The sequence below is a fragment of the Pseudaeromonas sharmana genome, assembly GCF_042649925.1.
Lineage (GTDB): Bacteria > Pseudomonadota > Gammaproteobacteria > Enterobacterales > Aeromonadaceae > Pseudaeromonas > Pseudaeromonas sharmana.
Genome location: NZ_JBHSAF010000015.1, coordinates 139,129 through 156,769 on the forward strand (window position 1 = coordinate 139,129; position 17,641 = coordinate 156,769).

Consider the following 17,641-nt stretch of genomic DNA (forward strand, 5'->3'; position numbering starts at 1 on the left):
CAATATTTACTCCGCAGCAGCAAACTCCTGCTCGCGTTGTTGCAGATCTTCACTCAGCGTCATCCACTCCAGCTCAATCGCTTCCAGCTCGCCCGTCAGCGGCCCCTGTTCGGCCAGCAGGGCCGTCAACTTCGGCTTGGCGCCATCGGTATAGATCTCGGGATCCGCCAGATCAGTTTCGATCTGTTGCAGGCGCAGCTGGATCTTCTCCATGCGCGCTTCGAGTTTTTCCAACTGCTGTTTCAACGGTCGGATCGCCTGGCGGAACTCGGCTTCGCGCCGCTTCTGATCCTTGCGTGCCGCGGCCGAGAAGGCGCCCGCCTCGGCGGGTTTGTCGGCGGCCGCCTGGTTGCGCTCCTGCTCCAGCAGCCACTTGTGGTAGTCGTCGATGTCACCATCGAATGCCTCGACGCGGCCGCCGTGCACCAGATAGAACTCGTCGGCGGTACTGCGTAGCAGGTGGCGGTCGTGCGAGACGATGACCATGGCGCCCTCGAACCCTTGCAGGGCCAGGTTCAGCGCCTCGCGCATGTCCAGATCCAGGTGGTTGGTCGGTTCATCCAGCAGCAACAGGTTCGGCTTGTTCCACACCACCAGTGCCAGCACCAGCCGTGCCTTTTCGCCGCCGGAGAAGGGGCCGACCGGCTCCAGTGCCTTGTCGCCGTGGAAACCGAAGCCGCCGAGGAAGTTGCGCAGCTCCTGCTCGGGACGATCCGGGGCCAGCCGGGTCAGGTGGGCCAGCGGGCTGTCGTCGTTGCGCAGGAACTCCAGCTGATGCTGGGCGAAGTAACCGATGCGCACGCCCTTGGCCGGCTCAAGGCGGCCGGAGCGCGGCGCCAGCTCACCGGCCAGCAGCTTGATGAAGGTGGACTTACCGGCGCCATTGCGGCCGAGCAGGCCGATACGCGAACCGGGTACCAGGTTGAGCTTGATCTTGTCGAGGATCAGGTTGTCGCCGTAACCGGCGCTCAGGTTCTCCATGACGATCAGCGGCGTGGGCAGCGCATCCGGGGCTCGGAAACTGAACTGGAACGGTGAGTCGACGTGGGCCGGCAGTATGCGCTCCATGCGTTCCATCGCCTTTAATCGGCTCTGGGCCTGACGCGCCTTGGTCGCCTGGTAGCGGAAGCGGTCGACATAGGACTGCATGTGCGCCAGCGTCTGCTGCTGCTTGTCGTACATCGCCTGTTGCTGTGCCAGCTGTTCGGCGCGCTGCAGTTCGAAGTCCGAATAGCCACCCGTGTATTCGTTGAGCTTGCCGTTCTCGATGTGAATGATGCGTTCGATGACGCGGTCGAGGAAGTCGCGGTCGTGGGAGATCAGCACCAGGGTGCCGCGATAACTCTTTAACCAGCCTTCGAGCCAGATTACCGCATCCAGGTCGAGGTGGTTGGTCGGTTCGTCGAGCAGCAGCAGATCGGAACGGCACAGCAGCGCCTGCGCCAGGTTCAGGCGCATACGCCAGCCGCCGGAGAAGGCACGCACCGGCGACGCGTGCTGTTCGCTGGCAAAGCCCAGGCCGTGCAGCAGGCTGCCGGCGCGGGCCCGGATGCTGTAACCGCCGATGGCCTCGATGCGGCCGTGCAACTCGGCGACGCGCAGGCCGTCACCGTCACGCTCGGCCTGCTGCAGCGCCGTCTCCAGCGCGCGGTATTCGCGGTCGCCGTCGATGACATACTCCAGCGCCGGTTTGTCCAGCGCCGGGGTTTCCTGGGCGACACTGGCCAGCTGCCAGCCGGCGGGCACCGACAGGCTGCCGTTATCGACCGTCAGCTCGCCCTTGAGCAGCGCGAAGAACGATGACTTGCCGCAGCCGTTCTTGCCGACGAGGCCAACCTTGTGGCCGGGGTAGATGGTGGCGCTGGCGTTATCCAGCAGCAGGGTATTGCCGCGACGCAGCTCGATCTGACTGGCGATGATCATGAGGATGTCCGTGCTGAAAGCGGGGAGGGTGCCAGATAGCGTTGCTGGCACTGCTGATACTGGGCGGCGCTGGCCAGGCCGGCCTGGCGCCAGGCCGCCTCTTCACTGTGGCCCTGGCGCAACAGGGTCTGGGTCTGCAGCAGTTGCCACTGCTCCTGCCAGCCGATCAGGCTGCAACCGAGCTCGTGCTGGAAGAGATCCATCACCTCGCGCGGCGACAGTCCCTGTTCGCGCAGGCAGGCGTTGGCAATCGCTGTCAGATCCTGGCCCTGTATCAGTTGCTGCAGCGCAGTCTGCAAGCCGGCCGGCAGTGCGCGCTGTGGCTGGCTGTGTACCTGCCACTCCGGCAGCAGATCACCCAGCAGGCGCAACAGGCGCCCGGCGTGGCCCTGCCAGTCATGGGGTTGCGGCAAGTGCAGCAGTCGCTGCAATGTGGCGACCAGCAGCGCATCACCATGGATAAAACCGGCGGCAGCGGGGCGTGAGCCGCTGACCCGCAGCGAGAAGCGGATGCGGCTGAGACAGGCGCCTTGCCACAGCGTCAGGCCATGCAGGCAATCGGCAGGCAGCCAGAACAGATCGCCAGCCCGCAGCACCTGTTCGTGGCGTCCGAGGCGCAGCAGGGCCGAACCGGCGCTCAGGTAGAGCAACTGGTCGGCGACGGCACGCCGGCGGCCGAGCGGCAGCAGGATCGGCGTAATTTGGGTGTCAATGTGAACCGGATAGAACATGGAGGCCTGTCGGCTGCGTTGAATTGGCGCCGATTATACGGAAAAAGGGGCCTGGGGACACATTTTCACGCCAAAAGCGCCGTGTCAGCGCCCTGGCTGCGGTAGGCGGCGGTTTTTTTTTCCGGTATGCTGGTGCGCAGTTTTTCCAGCCGCTCATGGGGCGGCGCCAACAGCGGGAATCCGACATGAAAGTAAGCCACCTGAGCGTAGTTACCCTCGACTATACCGTTTCTGATGAGTCTGGCGATGTGCTGGACAGCACCGAAGGCCGCGAGCCGCTGGTCTACCTGCACGGCGCCGGTTTTCTGGTTCCGGGCCTGGAAAAAGCCCTGTATGACCGTGCGGTCGGCGACAGCTTCGAGCTGAACGTCGATGCCGCCGATGCCTATGGCGAATATGACGAAGATTTGGTGCAACAAGTGCCGGGCGAGCTGTTCGATGGCATGGAAGTGGCTGAAGGCGATACCTTCGTTGCCGATACCGATGATGGTCACCGTCCGGTGACGGTCGTCGAAGTGGCGGAAGATTTCGTCAAGGTCGATGCCAACCACCCGCTGGCCGGCGTTAACCTGCATTTCAACGTCACTGTGCGTGATGTGCGAGCGGCGACGGCCGAAGAGATTGCCCACGGCCACGTACACGGCCAGGGCGGTCATCACCACGAACATGAAGGCTGCTGTGGCGGTCATGGTCATGACCATGGCGACGATCATGAGTGCTGTGGTGGCCACGGCCACGCCCACAAGCATGAAGATGACCACGAATGCTGTGGTGGCGGTGGTTGCGGTCGTCACTAAGCGCTGCAGCCCGTACGCGGCTGGTGCCTGGAAAAAGCCCTCGCGAGCGAGGGCTTTTTTGTTGCTGTTGGCCGCCGTATCGCGATATTCGCCATCATCATTGCCGCGATGACAGGGGCGGGCGTGATGAATTCGACTCACCGCCGTCAATGATATATTTAATGCGACCGGCGCAGATTATTTTTTAATTCGAGTATTAATATCGCAGTTAATTCCAGAGCGCTTTATTTTTTAATTAATATCCTGATGTTTAAATAAAAAATATATTCAATCTTCGTGCTATTTATTTAATATTCCGTCGATGGATGTTGGCTAAATATTATTTCATTGGTGCGGAAATAAATAATATAACGGCCGCAGTGAGCGGCCGTTAAGGGTAGCGTGAGCGGGGCTGGCTGGTTCAACCGGCCAGGAAAGCCTCGATCTGGCGGCGGATACCGGCGCTATCGAGACCGTAGGCGGCGAGGATCTCCTCCTGGGTGCCCTGTTCGATGAAGCGATCCGGCAGACCCAGTGTCAACACCGGCTTCAGGCAACGCAGACGCTGCAACGCCTCGATCACCGCCGAGCCGGCACCGCCCATCAGGGCGCCCTCTTCCAGCGTCACCAGCAGGTCGTGGCTGGCGGCGAGTTCGGCCAGCAGTACTTCATCCAGCGGCTTGACGAAGCGCATGTCCGCCAGGGTGGCATCCAGCGCCTCGGCGACCGGGGCGGCCTGATGCAACAGGGTGCCGAAGGCCAGCAGGGCCACGCGCTGGCCTCGACGCATGACCCGTGCCTTGCCAACGGCCAGTGCCGTCATCGCCGGCTGGGGCTGGGTGCCGTTGCCGGCGCCGCGCGGGTAACGCACTGCGGCCGGCGAATCCAGCAGAAAGCCGGTGTAGAGCATCTGCCGGCACTCGTTTTCATCCGACGGCACCATCAGCGTCATGTTCGGTACGGTGCGCAGTGCACTGATATCGAAAGCGCCCTGGTGGGTCTGGCCGTCGGCGCCGACGATTCCTGCGCGGTCGATGGCGAACAGCACCGGCAGGTTCTGCAGCGCCACATCGTGGATCAACTGGTCGTAGGCGCGTTGCAGGAAGCTCGAGTAGATGGCAACCACCGGCTTGAGCCCTTCAATGGCCATGCCGGCGGCCAGCGTGACGGCATGCTGCTCGGCGATGGCGACATCGAAATAGCGCTCCGGAAACTGCTGCGAGAACTCCACCATGCCCGAGCCTTCGCGCATCGCCGGCGTGATGCCGATCAGCCGCTCGTCGGCGGCGGCCATGTCACACAGCCAGCGGCCGAAGATCGCCGAGAAGCCCGGCTTGCCGCCGCTGCTCTTCGGCAGGCATTCGTCGTCCGGGTTGAATTTCGGTACACCGTGATAACCGATGGGGTCTTTTTCGGCCGGCTCGTAGCCTTTGCCTTTCTTGGTCATCACGTGCAGCAGCTGTGGCCCCTTGAGCTGGCGCATGTTGCGCAGCGTGCGGATCAGCGCATTCACGTCATGGCCGTCGACCGGGCCTATGTAGTTGAAACCGAACTCCTCGAACAGGGTGCCGGGGATCACCATGCCTTTGAGGTGTTCCTCGGCACGGCGCGCCAGCTCCTTGACCGGCGGCAGCCCGGAGAGCACCTTCTTGCCGCCTTCGCGGATCGTGGTGTAGAGCTGGCCGGAGAGCCAGCGCGCCAGGTGATTGTTCAGCGCGCCGACGTTCTCGGAGATCGACATCTCGTTATCGTTGAGAATCACCAGCAGATCTTCATGCAGATCGCCGGCGTGGTTCAGTGCCTCGAACGCCATGCCGGCGGTCAGGGCGCCATCGCCAATGACGGCCACGGCCTTGCGTCCTTTGCCCTCCTGGCGGGCGGCGATGGCCATGCCCAGCGCGGCACCGATTGAGGTGCTGGAGTGGCCGACCGACAGCGGGTCGTACTCGCTCTCTTCGCGCCACGGGAACGGATGCAAGCCGTCCTTCTGGCGGATGGTGTGCATGCGATCGCGGCGGCCGGTGAGGATCTTGTGCGGGTAGGCCTGATGGCCGACATCCCATACCAGACGGTCAAACGGCGTCTGGTAGACATAATGCAGGGCCACCGTCAGCTCGACGACGCCCAGCCCGGAGGCGAGGTGGCCGCTGCTGCGGCTGACGGAGCGCAGCAGGAAATCGCGCAGCTCGGCGCACAGCTCGGGCAGCTTCTCCGGCGGCAACTGGCGCAGCTCGTCGGGGGTGTTGGCCTGCGCCAGCGTCGGGTAATCGGCAATGTTCAGACTCATGGATTTATTGTCAGACTCTCAATAGGTGCGTTCGACGACATAGTCGGCAAAGGCACGCAGGATATGCGTGTTATAGGGCAGGGTCGCCAGGGCGGCCAGTGCCTGTCGGTGCAGATCGCGGGCCATGGCCTGCGCCTGCTCCAGCCCCATCAGTGCCGGATAGGTGCTCTTGTCCAGCGCCTGATCCGAACCTTGTGGCTTGCCGAGGGTGGCGGTATCCCCCGTGATATCCAGGATGTCATCCTGCACCTGGAACGCCAGTCCGATAGCGGCGGCGTACTGCTGCAGCGCGGCCAGCTCGGCCGGAGGCAGAGCATGATGGCACAGGGCGCCGAGCGTAACGGCGCATTCGATCAGCGCGCCGGTCTTGTGACGGTGGATCTGCTCCAGCGCCGCCAGACCGACTTTTTGTCCTTCTGCGGCCAGATCCAGTGCCTGCCCGCCGCACATGCCCTGATAGCCGGAGGCACGGGCCAACTGGCTGACCATCTGCAGCTGGTTGCCCAGCAACGGCGTCGGCAGCGGTGTGTCGCTCAGGATCGAGAAGGCTAGCGTCTGCAGGGCATCGCCGGCCAGAATCGCGGTGGCCTCGTCAAACGCCTTGTGTACCGTCGGGTGACCACGGCGCAGATCGTCGTCGTCCATCGCCGGCAGGTCATCGTGGATCAATGAATAGGCATGGATGCATTCGATGGCCGCCGCCGGGGCATCGAGAATGTCGTCGGCGACACCGAGCAGTTGGCCGGTGGCATAGACCAGGAATGGGCGAACCCGTTTGCCACCGAGCAACAAGCCATGGCGCATGGCCGCTTTCAGCGTAGGACACAGTTCCGGTTGCGCATCGATGTGCTGCTGCAGCAGTTGGTCTATCCGTTGCCGATAGTGGCGTTGAAAGCCATCGAGGTTCACTTACTGCTCTCCTTGTGTCGGGTCGAAAGGCACCAGCTGCTCTTCTCCATCCTGATCTGCCAGCAAGATGCGCACCTTCTGTTCGGCCTGGCTCAGTCTGGCCTGGCCGGTGCGGACCAGCTGGATGCCGCGCTCGAACTGCTTGAGCGACTCATCGAGCGGCAGGTCACCCTGCTCCATGCGTTGCACTATCTGTTCGAGCTCCTCGAGGGCCGCCTCGAAACTCAGCGTGTCTGCTCGCTTGCCGGCCATGTGGTCTCCTGCGTGGTCGGGATGACAAAACGGCGCCATCTTAACACCTCCTAACACGAAGCGGGAGCAAGTGAGGCAACTGACGTCACGGAAGCGAATTGTCACACGCTATTTGGGGTCGGCCGCCGGCATGAGTATAATTGCGACCCTGCGCCGCCCTGGCGGCGTCACCTTGCTGTCGGCATGCCTTGCGGCACTCCGGCCTTGCCGCTTTGCGGCCATTATTTATTGAGTCCACGTTATGAAATTTATCGTCAAGCTGTTCCCGGAAATTACCATCAAGAGCAAGTCGGTTCGCCAGCGCATGATCAAGGTGCTGCAGGGCAATGTGCGCAACGTGCTGCGCCGGATCGAGGCGACGGCGCGGGTGCGTATGGATTGGGACAAGCTGGTGGTCAGCTGTGATGACGACAGCAAGCGCGATGCCGTGGTCGAGGCGCTCTCCTGCACTCCGGGCATTCAGGCGTTCCTCGAGGTGCAGGAGTTCCGTTACCACGACCTGCATGACATCTACCTGCACACCGCGGCGGCCTACGGCGATCAACTGGCCGGCAAGACTTTCTGTGTGCGCGTCAAGCGTCATGGCCAGCATGCGTTTACCTCCATCGAAGTCGAGCGCTATGTCGGTGGCGGCCTGAATCAGAACCACGTCACCGGTGGCGTGCGCCTGAAGAAACCGGATCTGCAAATCAATCTGGAAATTGAAGACGACAAGCTCTATCTGATCACCCAGATCCACCCCGGGCTCGGCGGTTATCCGCTGTCGACCCAGGAGGATGTATTGAGCCTGATCTCCGGTGGTTTCGACTCCGGCGTCTCCTCCTATCAGTTCATCAAGCGGGGCTGCCGTGTGCACTACTGCTTCTTCAACCTCGGTGGCGCGGCCCATGAGGTTGGCGTCAAGCAGGTGGCCTATTACCTGTGGAACAAGTTTGGCGCCTCGCACAAGGTGAAGTTCCTGGCAGTGCCGTTTGAGCCGATCGTCGCCGAGATCCTCGAGAAGATCGATAACGGCCACATGGGGGTGGTGCTGAAGCGGATGATGATGCGCGTGGCGGCCAACCTGGCCGAGCGCATGAACATCGAGGCACTGGTGACCGGCGAGAGCCTGGGTCAGGTTTCCAGCCAGACGCTGACCAACCTGTCGGTCATTGACCGGGTCACCGAGACGCTGATCCTGCGGCCGCTGGTGACGATGGACAAGCAGGACATCGTCGATACCGCCCGCCGCATCGGCACCTTGGAGTTTGCCGAGACGATGCCGGAATATTGCGGCGTCATCTCCAACAAACCGACGGTCAAGGCACAGATGAGCAAGGTGCTGGAAGAGGAGAGCAAGTTCGACTTTGCCATCCTCGAGCGCGTGATCGCCGAGACTCGCTGGATGGATATCCGCGACATCGCTAACCAGACCCGTGAGCAGGTGCAGGAAGTCGAGACAGTGCAGGCGTTGTTAGCCGATGAAGTGATCCTGGATATCCGCTCCCCGGATGACCATGAGGATCGGCCGTTGGTTGTGGCCGGCCATGCCGTGGTGCATCTGCCGTTCTACAAGCTGGCAACCCAGTTCGGCGATCTGGATCAGAGCAAGACCTATTTGTTGTATTGCGACCGCGGCGTGATGAGCAAGCTGCAGGCGCTCTACCTCAAGGAGAAGGGCTTCAACAACATCAAGGTGTATCGCGCCAACTGAGACATGCCCTGTCGTAAAAAGCGCCTGCGGGCGCTTTTTTTTTGGCCGGTCTCCACCTGGTGACCCCGTGATGATAGCGACCTGGGTGCCATTTGCGGCAAAGACGATACAGATGGGGCTGGCACCAGTTGAGTACTTTTGTTGCGAATGTGATCTGGGTCACCATCGCCAGGGGTGAGGGCAGGGGGTCGCTGTGTGATGCCCGTCACGTTAATCACCGGATTTGACCGCCGGTTAACAATCTATTTACCAAATTACGTGATCGCGATCGCGCTGGATGTGGGGGGGTGCTGGTGGAATAGTGATGAAAATCGCAAAAAAAACCCGTTCTTGGCAGCGCTTTCAGGTGGAGTGGTACATTAATCGTGCACCAACTAACTCGGGGTAGACGGTTCGGCAAAACCGGGCACCCCTCCACTCAACCATTCAACAATGCTTCAAACGGGGTGTTGATATGCTATCACCGGATACCAAGGTCAAGATACAGAATTTTGGCCGCTTCCTTTCCAACATGGTCATGCCAAACATAGGCGCCTTCATCGCCTGGGGCTTTCTGACCGCACTGTTTATCCCAACCGGCTGGCTGCCGAATGAGACGCTGGCCAAGATGGTCGGCCCGATGATCACCTACCTGCTGCCGCTGTTGATCGGCTTTACCGGCGGCAAGCTGGTAGGCGGCGATCGTGGCGGTATCGTCGGTGCCGTGACGACCATGGGGGTCATCGTCGGTACCGATATTCCGATGTTCATGGGGGCCATGATGGTCGGCCCGCTGGGTGGCTGGGTGATCAAACGCTTCGACCGCGCCATTGATGGCAAGGTCAAGTCCGGCTTCGAGATGCTGGTGAACAACTTCTCGGCCGGTATCATCGGCATGCTGCTGGCGATTGTGGCATTTTATCTGATCGGGCCCTTCGTCAAGGTACTGTCGAACATTCTGGCCGGTGGGGTCGGTATGCTGGTGCAACACCACCTGCTGCCGTTGACCTCGATCTTTGTCGAACCGGCGAAGATCCTGTTTCTGAATAACGCCATCAATCACGGTATCTTTTCGCCGCTGGGTATCCAGCAAGCCACCGAGCATGGCAAGTCGATCTTCTTCCTGATTGAGGCCAACCCGGGTCCTGGCTTCGGTATCCTGCTGGCCTACATGATGTTTGGCCGCGGCAATGCCAAGCAATCGGCGGCCGGTGCCTCCATCATCCACTTCCTGGGCGGGATCCATGAAATCTATTTCCCGTACGTGCTGATGAACCCGCGCCTGATTCTCGCGGTGATTGCCGGCGGCATGACGGGTGTGTTCACGCTGACGCTTTTCGATGCGGGTCTGGTCTCACCTGCGTCACCGGGCTCGATCTTTGCCGTGCTGCTGATGACACCGAAGGATTCATTGCTGGGCGTGCTGCTGGCGATCGCAGCGGCCACCACCGTCTCGTTCCTGGTGGCAGCGGTGCTGCTGCGAGTGCAGAAGCCGGTGACCAGCCATGAAGATGATCTGGAACAGGCTACCCGCAAGATGAAGGCGATGAAGGGCGCGGGCAAGCGTGCACCGGCCGCCGGTCACGCGGCGCCGGCGGCTAACGACAGCAGCAAGCCGATGTCGGCCGTCCAGCGTATCGTCGTGGCCTGCGATGCCGGTATGGGCTCCAGCGCCATGGGGGCCAGTCTGTTGCGCAAGAAAATCCAGCAAGCCGGCTTGCCGATTGAGGTCACCAATCTGGCGATTAACAACCTGGATGACAGCGCGGATCTGGTGATTACCCATCAGGACCTCACGGAGCGGGCGCGTCGGCATGCGCCGCAGGCCCGCCACCTCTCGTTGCAGAATTTCCTCGACAATGGGCTCTATCAAGGCCTGGTTCAGGAGTTGAAAGCGGCGAATGATGATGTGTATGCCCATCCTGCGGCAGTGGCCGCCAACGACGATCACTATCAGGTTCCAGCTGCGACACTGTTTACACTGAGTGCCGACAACATCCGCCTCGGACTCCAGGCGGCGGACAAAGAGAGTGCGATTCGTACCGCTGGGCAACTGTTGGTGGATGGCGGGTTTGTCGAGCCCGATTATGTCGACGCCATGCTGCAACGGGAGCAGTTGGTCTCAACCTACCTTGGAGAATCCATTGCCGTACCGCACGGCACTATCGAAGCCAAAGACAAGGTGAAGCGCACCGGGGTGGTGATTTGCCAATACCCGGCAGGTGTACGCTTCGGTCAGGAGGCAGACGAAGTGGCTCGTCTGGTGATTGGCATTGCCGCCCGCAATGACGAACACCTGCAGGTCATCAATAGTCTGACCAATGCGCTGGACGATCCGGACCTGATCGAACAGCTGGCGACCACGTCGGATCCGCATTTTGTGCTGGATCTGCTGAGTGGTCATCGCGCGGCCTGAGCCCTGGCCGGGGCAACCCGGCCTCACCCTTGGAAACGAATAGCAGGAGTTCTTCATGAAAGCTTTACACTTTGGCGCAGGCAATATCGGTCGAGGTTTCATCGGCAAGTTGCTGGCTGATTCGGGTGCCGAGTTGACGTTTGCCGATGCCAACCATCAGTTGGTCGATCAGCTCAATCACGCCCAGCAATATCGGGTGCATGTGGTCGGTGTGGACCAGAGAATCGACACCGTCAGCAACATACTGGCGCTGGATGCCGGCAGTGAGGATGTGATCGAGCGCATAGCCGTGGCCGATCTGATCACGACCGCGGTGGGCCCCAATGTCCTCGATCGCATCGCCGATACACTGGCGCGCGGTCTGTTGCTGCGCTTTGAGCGCGGTAATGCGGCGCCGCTCAACGTCATTGCCTGTGAGAACATGGTCCGTGGCACCGCTCATCTCAAGGCCGCTGTCCTGGCGCGCTTGCCTCATGGTTATCATGCTGCGCTGGAACAGTGTGTCGGCTTCGTCGACTCGGCTGTGGATCGGATTGTGCCACCCGCGGCTGCGAATGATGGGGATCCGCTGGAGGTGACCGTCGAGAGCTTCAGTGAGTGGATTGTCGACCGCGGGCAGTTCCGTGGCGATATTCCCCAGGTGGATGGTATGGAGCTGACGGACAATTTGCTGGCGTTCGTCGAACGCAAGCTGTTTACCTTGAATACCGGCCATATCATCACCGCCTACCTGGGGTCGCTTGCTGGTTACCGTACCATTCGCGAGGCGATTTCGGATCCTGCGATCCGCCTCAAGGTGCGGCAGGCTATGCACGAGAGTGGCGAGGTACTGGTGCGTCGTTATGGTTTTGATCGTCAGTTGCACCATGCCTACATCGAGAAAATCCTTGGCCGCTTTGCCAACCCGCATCTGGTGGATGAGATCGAACGCGTCGGCCGGCAGCCATTGCGCAAGCTCGGTGCCGAGGATCGTTTGATCAAGCCGTTGCTTGGAACGCTGGAATACGGTTTGCCCCATGCGGCATTGGTGGAGGGTATCGCTGCGGCGTTGTGTTATCAGAATGCGGCGGATCCGCAAGCAGTTGAGTTACAAGGCTGGATTGCGCAAGATGGCGTCTCGCAGGCATTGAGTCGCGCCTCGGGGCTGGCGGTCGATGCTGCCGTGGTAGGCGAGATCGTTGAACATTATCAGGCGCTGCGTCAGGGATAAGGCGCTGTCTACCGGCGGCGGGCATGGCGACCCGCGCCGGTCTTCGTTTTCCACAACACATAATAACCATGCATGACCTAACCAAAGAAGACGAGATTCTGGAACGATTGGCTGGCCTGGACAACCCGCGCGGGTTCTTCATGGAGACGGTCTCTATTGTGGCGGAGGGGGTGGAGCAGATGCTGCGCCGCGCCTTCCGGCAGGAGGAGTATGCCGTCAAATATGCCATTGAACCGCTGCTGAACCGCGAGGGTCCCTTGTCTGAACTCTCGGTGCGGCTGAAGTTGATGCTGGCGCTGGGCATGCTGTCGGCGACGGCGTATCAGGATCTGGAGCTGTTTATCAAATTGCGGGATTGGTTATGCGATAGCCGCAAGGATTACCGCTTCTCTGACGAGGCGTTGTTCAACCGGTTGACCGCATTGTGCAGCCTGCAGGCAGTTGGCGTGCCCCGGTTACCGAACGCCGATGCCGCTGGCGATGCGCTGCTGTATGCGATGCAGCGTGATCGCCAGGATCAGATGACGCGTTCGGCCTTGTTGTTGTGTGTCACACGCGTAGTGAGCGAGCTGGGCAAGGAGAGCCCGATTTAAGGAGCCGTCCCGACCGGGGGCTCCCTTTTTTCGCCAGTGGGCAACCCCATGCAGAAGCGGTTCAGCTTAGGGCAGCGGAACCAGTAGCCCTTTGGCCACTTGCTGTGCCATTTTCTCTCCCAGCAATGCCTGCAAGGCCGCCAAACCAAATGCCAGCGCAGTACCAGGCCCCTGACTGGTGATCAGCTTTTCGCCGGCATCAACCACGACATCGACATTGCGATACCCCTTGGCCGGCAATTTGCCTTCGGTACCGGGATAGCCGGTAACATGAGCCGAGCCGATCAAGTCATGATGGGCCAGCACCACGGCTGGGGTTGCGCAGATCGCGGCACGCCAGGCGCCACGGGCATGTTGCTGGCGCAGTCGTTCAATGACTAGCGGGTTGTCGCGCAGGTATTCCGCACCCGGTAGACCACCGGGCAGCAATAGCAGATCGAACTCCTGACCGGCCAGCTCCTCCAGCAAGGCATCGGCGACCAGTTTGACGCCGCGCGAGGCGGTGATCTGCAGGCGCCCCTGCGGGCAGATGGAGGCGGTGGTCACCTGGATGCCGCCACGGACCAGGATGTCGATGCTGGCAACGGCTTCGAGCTCTTCGCAGCCCGGGGCCAGTATCACCAATGCGGTATGGGTCATGTTCTCTCCTTGGCCTTGATGGCCTGATAAAGCTGCTGATGCAGGGGGAGATGCAACTGTGCCTCCTGCGCCTCACGTAACAAAAAACCGGTGATGTAGTCGATCTCGCTGTCGCGTCCGGCATCCAGATCCTGATGCATCGAGGAAAAATTGTCGGCCGTCAGCCGGGCCACGTTCAGCACCTTGTCGCGCCAGAAGGCTAGCTCACCACTCAGACCGTGGCGCTGCAGCAGGGGTAATAACTCCTCGCACAGGGCTTCGACTTCATACTGCCGTGCCAGCAGGCTGCCATTGCGCTCGCCACTGAGGGCGGTCAGCGGGTTGATGATGGCGTTGATCACCAGTTTCTCCCATTGCCGCAGTCGGATCTCCTCGCTCCAGCCGGCGTGGGGCAAAGCGCGGGCCAACAGCTCGGCCAGCGGCTGCCAGACGCGCGCCGCTTCATTGGCGGGGCCGATCCAGGTTTCGCCGGCGCCGGTGTGACGGAACTCCTCGTTGCCGAGACGCAGCGCCCCGTTGCTGGTGACAGCCAGCAGTACCGGGTTGTCAGGGAAGGCTCGGTGCACCCAGGACTCGGTTCCCATGCCGTTGTGCAGCAACAGAATCGGTGTCGCGCTCGGCAGCACGCCCACCAGGGGTTCCAGCGCGGACTGCACCTGATATGCCTTGGTGGTGACCAGCAACAGCCGGATATTGGCGGCATCCTTGGCTTGCAGGAAGTCGGGTTCAAAGCTGTGCTGCTGGCCCTGCAAATCCCACCAGGTCAGCAGTAACGGCAGACGGACCGCGGCGTCGTTGGTTCGCAGCAGGCTGACCTGATTGCCGGCCTGTGCCAGCAAGCCGGCGAGTACGCCACCGAGGGCGCCACAACCGAGCAGGGTCCAGTGATCAAGATGGCGTGGCATAGGGGTCTCCTGCAGAGGAAAAGCTGGTTTTATCTTAGAAGGTCTGTCGTCACAACCCAAGCAGTCGCGAATGGCGTCGGGATTGGGTGTTGGTTCTAATTCTGCTACATTGTGGGCCTTTTCGTTTGCCGATACAGGATGTGACCATGCCCTCTTTTGATATTGTCTCCGAAGTTGCCATGAACGAGGTCCAGAATGCGGTCGACAATGCCAACCGTGAACTGCAGACCCGGTTCGATTTCCGTGGCGTTGAGGCCTCGTTCGAGCTGAACAAGGAAGAGATCAAACTGGCCGCTGATGCCGATTTCCAACTCAAGCAGATGCTCGACATACTGCGGGACAAGCTGATCAAGCGCAATATCGAGGCGACCAGCCTTGAGATTGGCGACTCGGTGCACTCCGGCCGGCGCTATTTCCTCGACGTCAAGCTCAAGCAGGGTATCGACAAAGAGATGGCCAAGAAGCTGGTCAAGCTGCTCAAAGACGCCAAGATGAAGGTGCAGGCTGCCATTCAGGGGGATGAGGTACGCGTGACCGGCAAGAAGCGGGATGATCTGCAAGAAGCGATTGCGCTGATCCGCAGTTCCGACCTCGGGCAGCCGTTCCAGTTCACCAACTTCCGGGACTGAGCCGTCGAGAGTAAAAAAAACGGAGCCGAGGGCTCCGTTTTTTGTTCCATCCGCGGCGGATTAGAACTTGTAGGTGACGTCGAAGTAGTGACCGAAGCCAGTGGTCTTCAGGCCGTAAACGCCGTTTTGCAGACCATAGACATCGTTGAAGTACTTCAAGCCGTAACCGACGGCGTAACGGTCTGAATGCCAGTACAGGCCGTGGAAGAAGCCGGTGCCATCGGCAGAGGTGTCCTTGGCGCCAAACATGTAATCCAGGTAGCCCTGGTAAGCCAGGAAGCTTTGGTTGGAGAAGGTGTAGAACGGCTTGAACCAGTTCATGGAGTATTGGTAGCCGTTCCAGCCGGTGGTGGCGCCTTCCTGTACGTGACGTGCGTACAGGTTCATGCCGACCTTGCCGAACCAAGGAACTTGAACATCAGAACCCAGACCGATAAAGCTCTCGAACAGACCGTCCGGACCACCGATGCTGTTCAGGTTGGCAATGTACAGTTCCTGAACCGGACCGAAGGAGAGATCCTTGCCGGTCAACGCATCCAGTGACAGACGCGGTGCGAACTTCATGTACAGGTTGTCGCCCTGGTGCTTGTCGTCGTGGCGGTTGTTCAGCACGTCGAACACGTCAACGTAACCGTACAGATCCCACATACCAGAACGGCCACCGAACTCCATTTCCATGTAGGTGTCGTTGTAACCACCGGCAGACTTGCTGTACGGCAGTTGATCGATGGTGTGCATCAGGTTGAACTGCATCCACTTGTAATCGTTCTTGTGGATGTCGCCGCTGTAGTCAGCGGCCAGAGCGGGGGTAGCGGTAGCCGCAGCCACCAGCAACGCCACCAGGGATTTGCTGAATTTGACCATGTTGTGTCTCTCGTCTTCTGCGTTCTTGTTGGATTCCGTAACGCTCAATTAAAACCGTGAGCGCGGCGGCATTTTAGTGTGCGCGCCGGGTCAAGAGAAGGGGCATTTCTAGCCAATTGGTCACGCACTGAGCAATTTTGGCATTTTTTTTACGCCGAGATGAACATCTGGCCACGATCGGCCATCAAATAAACGTTTTCTGCCACAGTGACGGGGTGAAATGGTGCTGAATGATACCCTGCAAACGGTTGCCGCAAACGCTTGCTCAAATGTGTCTGCTCCTCGGATTGTGCCGCCGTATACGGCTATGCCCGGATCGTGCGCCGCTCTGTTCTGCTTGCGTCCCATGGGGTAAGGTAGCGGCCTTGAATCTTGTCTGGAACCTGCTCATGAACCCTGTTTCCTGGCAACAGCTGCTGTTCTCCCGCCGCATGCTGATTTGCATTTTTACCGGCTTCAGCTCCGGTTTGCCGCTCTATTTGCTGATCAATCTGGTGCCAGCCTGGCTGAAAACGGAAGGGGTGGATATCAAAGCCATCGGCTTCTTCGCCTTGATTCAGTTTCCCTATACCTGGAAGTTTATCTGGTCCCCGCTGCTGGACCGCTTTCCGATCCTCGGGATGGGGCGGCGTCGAGGTTGGATGCTGCTGACCCAACTGGCACTGGTGGCGGCGATCGCGGCTTTCGGCCTGTTTGCACCGGAACGGGACTTGTGGTCGATTGCCGCCCTGGCGGTCGGCGTGGCCATCTTCAGCGCCAGCCAGGACATAGTGCTGGATGCCTACCGTCGCGAACTTCTGGATGATACTGAACTGGGGTTGGGTAATTCGGTTCACGTCAATGCATACCGCATCGCCGGTTTGGTGCCGGGGTCATTGTCATTGATCCTGGCGGATCATCTGGCCTGGAGCAGTGTGTTTATGATCACTGCGTTGTTCATGCTGCCCGGTGTGGTGATGACGATTCTGGTCCGCGAACCTCAGCGCGCCGTGGTGCCCAGGAGCCTGCGCGAGGCCGTTGTCGAGCCCTTTCACGAGTTCATTACCCGCCAGGGCTGGCAGTCGGCGCTGCTGATTCTCGGCTTTATCTTCTTCTATAAGCTGGGGGATAGCATGGCGACGGCGCTGGCGACGCCATTCTATATGGAGATGGGGTTTAGCAAGACCGACATCGGTATCATCGCCAAGAATGTCGGCCTCTGGGCCAGTGTCGGGGGCGGCTTGCTGGGCGGCATCTGGATGGTGAAGCTGGGCATCAACCGGGCGCTCTGGTTATTCGGGGTCGTGCAATTGCTGTCGATCCTGGGCTTTGTCTGGCTGACCGGAACCGGGCCGGATCGGCTGGCGCTGGCGCTGGTGATCGGCTTCGAAGCATTGGGTGTCGGCCTCGGTACGGCCGCGTTCACCGCCTTTATTGCCCGCAGTTGCGATCCTCGCTATACGGCGACGCAGTTTGCGTTGTTTACCTCACTGGCTGCCGTACCGCGAACCTTCTTCAATGCCAGTACCGGCTATCTGGTGGAACAGTTTGGCTGGAGCGGTTTCTTTTGGCTGTGCACCGGATTGGCCGTGCCAGGCATGTTGCTGTTGTGGTGGGTGGCACCGTGGCAGGAGGCGTCAGCAGCCGCAGATAAGCTGGACCAGCCGGCCGGGAAATAATGGCTGCCGGGCATGTTCATTAATAAGCACGAGTTAAGCGAAAATAATAACGTCTTGCTTATCAGCTGGTTATGCTTTTTCTAGCAGCCAGAGGCCGGCTGTTTACGCGTGGCAGGCCTCTTCAAAAGACTCATCCCGCGTTAAGCGGGATGAGTCGTGATGGCCCCCTGTCCTCGT

15 protein-coding genes are annotated in these 17,641 nt (G+C 60.3%); 7 read left to right on the plus strand and 8 right to left on the minus strand.

Features of this window, described 5'->3' with window-relative positions:
* Window positions 1–6: 6 nt before the first annotated feature.
* Together ACFOSS_RS15305 and ACFOSS_RS15310 are read right to left on the minus strand one after the other, a co-directional pair.
* On the minus strand, window positions 7–1,923 hold the full coding sequence (locus ACFOSS_RS15305) for an ABC transporter ATP-binding protein (RefSeq protein ID WP_377154193.1): 1,917 nt from the start codon (window positions 1,921–1,923) through the stop codon (window positions 7–9).
* On the minus strand, window positions 1,920–2,654 hold the full coding sequence (locus ACFOSS_RS15310) for a cupin domain-containing protein (RefSeq protein ID WP_377154196.1): 735 nt from the start codon (window positions 2,652–2,654) through the stop codon (window positions 1,920–1,922). The genes ACFOSS_RS15305 and ACFOSS_RS15310 overlap by 4 nt, the downstream gene beginning before the upstream one ends.
* Window positions 2,655–2,839: 185 nt before the next feature.
* Between ACFOSS_RS15310 and slyD the strand changes: the two genes are divergently transcribed.
* Window positions 2,840–3,451, plus strand: a complete 612-nt coding sequence (gene slyD, locus ACFOSS_RS15315; protein WP_377154199.1) for a peptidylprolyl isomerase — start codon at window positions 2,840–2,842, stop codon at window positions 3,449–3,451.
* 400 nt (window positions 3,452–3,851) lie between these two features.
* Here the strand turns inward: slyD and dxs are convergent, their stop codons facing one another.
* The 3 genes from dxs to xseB are packed head-to-tail and all read right to left on the minus strand — an operon-like array spanning window position 3,852 to window position 6,878.
* Entirely contained in the window at window positions 3,852–5,717 is a 1,866-nt protein-coding gene (gene dxs, locus ACFOSS_RS15320; RefSeq protein WP_377154202.1) for a 1-deoxy-D-xylulose-5-phosphate synthase, read from the minus strand.
* Between the two features lie 18 nt (window positions 5,718–5,735).
* Window positions 5,736–6,626 carry a (2E,6E)-farnesyl diphosphate synthase gene (gene ispA / locus ACFOSS_RS15325; RefSeq protein WP_377154205.1) on the minus strand — a complete coding sequence of 297 codons (891 nt, stop codon included), beginning with the start codon at window positions 6,624–6,626 and terminating at the stop codon, window positions 5,736–5,738.
* Entirely contained in the window at window positions 6,627–6,878 is a 252-nt protein-coding gene (gene xseB / locus ACFOSS_RS15330; protein ID WP_377154207.1) for an exodeoxyribonuclease VII small subunit, read from the minus strand.
* Window positions 6,879–7,119: 241 nt separating this feature from the next.
* Here xseB and thiI point away from each other — a divergent pair, with 241 nt between their 5' ends.
* The 4 genes from thiI to ACFOSS_RS15350 all read left to right on the plus strand — a co-directional run bounded on the left by thiI (window position 7,120) and on the right by ACFOSS_RS15350 (window position 12,769).
* A complete protein-coding gene (gene thiI / locus ACFOSS_RS15335; RefSeq protein ID WP_377154210.1) occupies window positions 7,120–8,571 on the plus strand; it encodes a tRNA uracil 4-sulfurtransferase ThiI in 1,452 nt (483 codons plus the stop codon).
* A 454-nt stretch (window positions 8,572–9,025) separates the two neighbouring features.
* Window positions 9,026–10,966, plus strand: a complete 1,941-nt coding sequence (locus ACFOSS_RS15340; protein WP_377154213.1) for a PTS mannitol transporter subunit IICBA — start codon at window positions 9,026–9,028, stop codon at window positions 10,964–10,966.
* Between the two features lie 55 nt (window positions 10,967–11,021).
* Complete coding sequence (locus ACFOSS_RS15345) at window positions 11,022–12,176, plus strand: mannitol-1-phosphate 5-dehydrogenase (RefSeq protein WP_377154216.1); 1,155 nt, start codon at window positions 11,022–11,024, stop codon at window positions 12,174–12,176.
* A gap of 68 nt (window positions 12,177–12,244) precedes the next feature.
* Window positions 12,245–12,769, plus strand: coding sequence for an MltR family transcriptional regulator (locus ACFOSS_RS15350; RefSeq protein WP_377154219.1), 525 nt, complete (start codon window positions 12,245–12,247; stop codon window positions 12,767–12,769).
* A 66-nt stretch (window positions 12,770–12,835) separates the two neighbouring features.
* Here the strand turns inward: ACFOSS_RS15350 and ACFOSS_RS15355 are convergent, their stop codons facing one another.
* Both ACFOSS_RS15355 and ACFOSS_RS15360 read right to left on the minus strand, forming a co-directional pair.
* Complete coding sequence (locus tag ACFOSS_RS15355; RefSeq protein ID WP_377154221.1) at window positions 12,836–13,408, minus strand: DJ-1 family glyoxalase III; 573 nt, start codon at window positions 13,406–13,408, stop codon at window positions 12,836–12,838.
* Window positions 13,405–14,313: a ketopantoate reductase family protein gene (locus tag ACFOSS_RS15360; RefSeq protein ID WP_377154223.1), complete on the minus strand. Its 909-nt coding sequence runs from the start codon at window positions 14,311–14,313 to the stop codon at window positions 13,405–13,407. Before ACFOSS_RS15360 ends, ACFOSS_RS15355 begins: the two co-directional genes overlap by 4 nt.
* A 146-nt stretch (window positions 14,314–14,459) precedes the next feature.
* Between ACFOSS_RS15360 and ACFOSS_RS15365 the strand changes: the two genes are divergently transcribed.
* The gene (locus ACFOSS_RS15365) at window positions 14,460–14,942 is read left to right on the plus strand and encodes a YajQ family cyclic di-GMP-binding protein (RefSeq protein ID WP_377154225.1); all 483 of its coding nucleotides are present in this window, start codon (window positions 14,460–14,462) and stop codon (window positions 14,940–14,942) included.
* A 60-nt stretch (window positions 14,943–15,002) separates the two neighbouring features.
* On the opposite strand, the gene ACFOSS_RS15370 is transcribed toward ACFOSS_RS15365, so the two are convergent.
* Window positions 15,003–15,806: a nucleoside-specific channel-forming Tsx family protein gene (locus ACFOSS_RS15370; protein WP_377154227.1), complete on the minus strand. Its 804-nt coding sequence runs from the start codon at window positions 15,804–15,806 to the stop codon at window positions 15,003–15,005.
* A 389-nt stretch (window positions 15,807–16,195) separates the two neighbouring features.
* Between ACFOSS_RS15370 and ACFOSS_RS15375 the strand changes: the two genes are divergently transcribed.
* Entirely contained in the window at window positions 16,196–17,464 is a 1,269-nt protein-coding gene (locus tag ACFOSS_RS15375; protein WP_377154229.1) for an AmpG family muropeptide MFS transporter, read from the plus strand.
* The last annotated feature ends 177 nt before the right edge of the window (window positions 17,465–17,641 follow it).

Excerpts from the sequence above, each read along its gene's own strand:
- ACFOSS_RS15305 (WP_377154193.1), bottom strand. The coding sequence starts at position 1,923 with ATGATCATCGCCAGTCAGATCGAGCTGCGTCGCGGCAATACCCTGCTG.
- ACFOSS_RS15310 (WP_377154196.1), bottom strand. The coding sequence starts at position 2,654 with ATGTTCTATCCGGTTCACATTGACACCCAAATTACGCCGATCCTGCTG.
- slyD (WP_377154199.1), top strand. The coding sequence starts at position 2,840 with ATGAAAGTAAGCCACCTGAGCGTAGTTACCCTCGACTATACCGTTTCT.
- dxs (WP_377154202.1), bottom strand. The coding sequence starts at position 5,717 with ATGAGTCTGAACATTGCCGATTACCCGACGCTGGCGCAGGCCAACACC.
- xseB (WP_377154207.1), bottom strand. The coding sequence starts at position 6,878 with ATGGCCGGCAAGCGAGCAGACACGCTGAGTTTCGAGGCGGCCCTCGAG.
- thiI (WP_377154210.1), top strand. The coding sequence starts at position 7,120 with ATGAAATTTATCGTCAAGCTGTTCCCGGAAATTACCATCAAGAGCAAG.
- ACFOSS_RS15340 (WP_377154213.1), top strand. The coding sequence starts at position 9,026 with ATGCTATCACCGGATACCAAGGTCAAGATACAGAATTTTGGCCGCTTC.
- ACFOSS_RS15345 (WP_377154216.1), top strand. The coding sequence starts at position 11,022 with ATGAAAGCTTTACACTTTGGCGCAGGCAATATCGGTCGAGGTTTCATC.
- ACFOSS_RS15350 (WP_377154219.1), top strand. The coding sequence starts at position 12,245 with ATGCATGACCTAACCAAAGAAGACGAGATTCTGGAACGATTGGCTGGC.
- ACFOSS_RS15355 (WP_377154221.1), bottom strand. The coding sequence starts at position 13,408 with ATGACCCATACCGCATTGGTGATACTGGCCCCGGGCTGCGAAGAGCTC.
- ACFOSS_RS15360 (WP_377154223.1), bottom strand. The coding sequence starts at position 14,313 with ATGCCACGCCATCTTGATCACTGGACCCTGCTCGGTTGTGGCGCCCTC.
- ACFOSS_RS15365 (WP_377154225.1), top strand. The coding sequence starts at position 14,460 with ATGCCCTCTTTTGATATTGTCTCCGAAGTTGCCATGAACGAGGTCCAG.
- ACFOSS_RS15370 (WP_377154227.1), bottom strand. The coding sequence starts at position 15,806 with ATGGTCAAATTCAGCAAATCCCTGGTGGCGTTGCTGGTGGCTGCGGCT.
- ACFOSS_RS15375 (WP_377154229.1), top strand. The coding sequence starts at position 16,196 with ATGAACCCTGTTTCCTGGCAACAGCTGCTGTTCTCCCGCCGCATGCTG.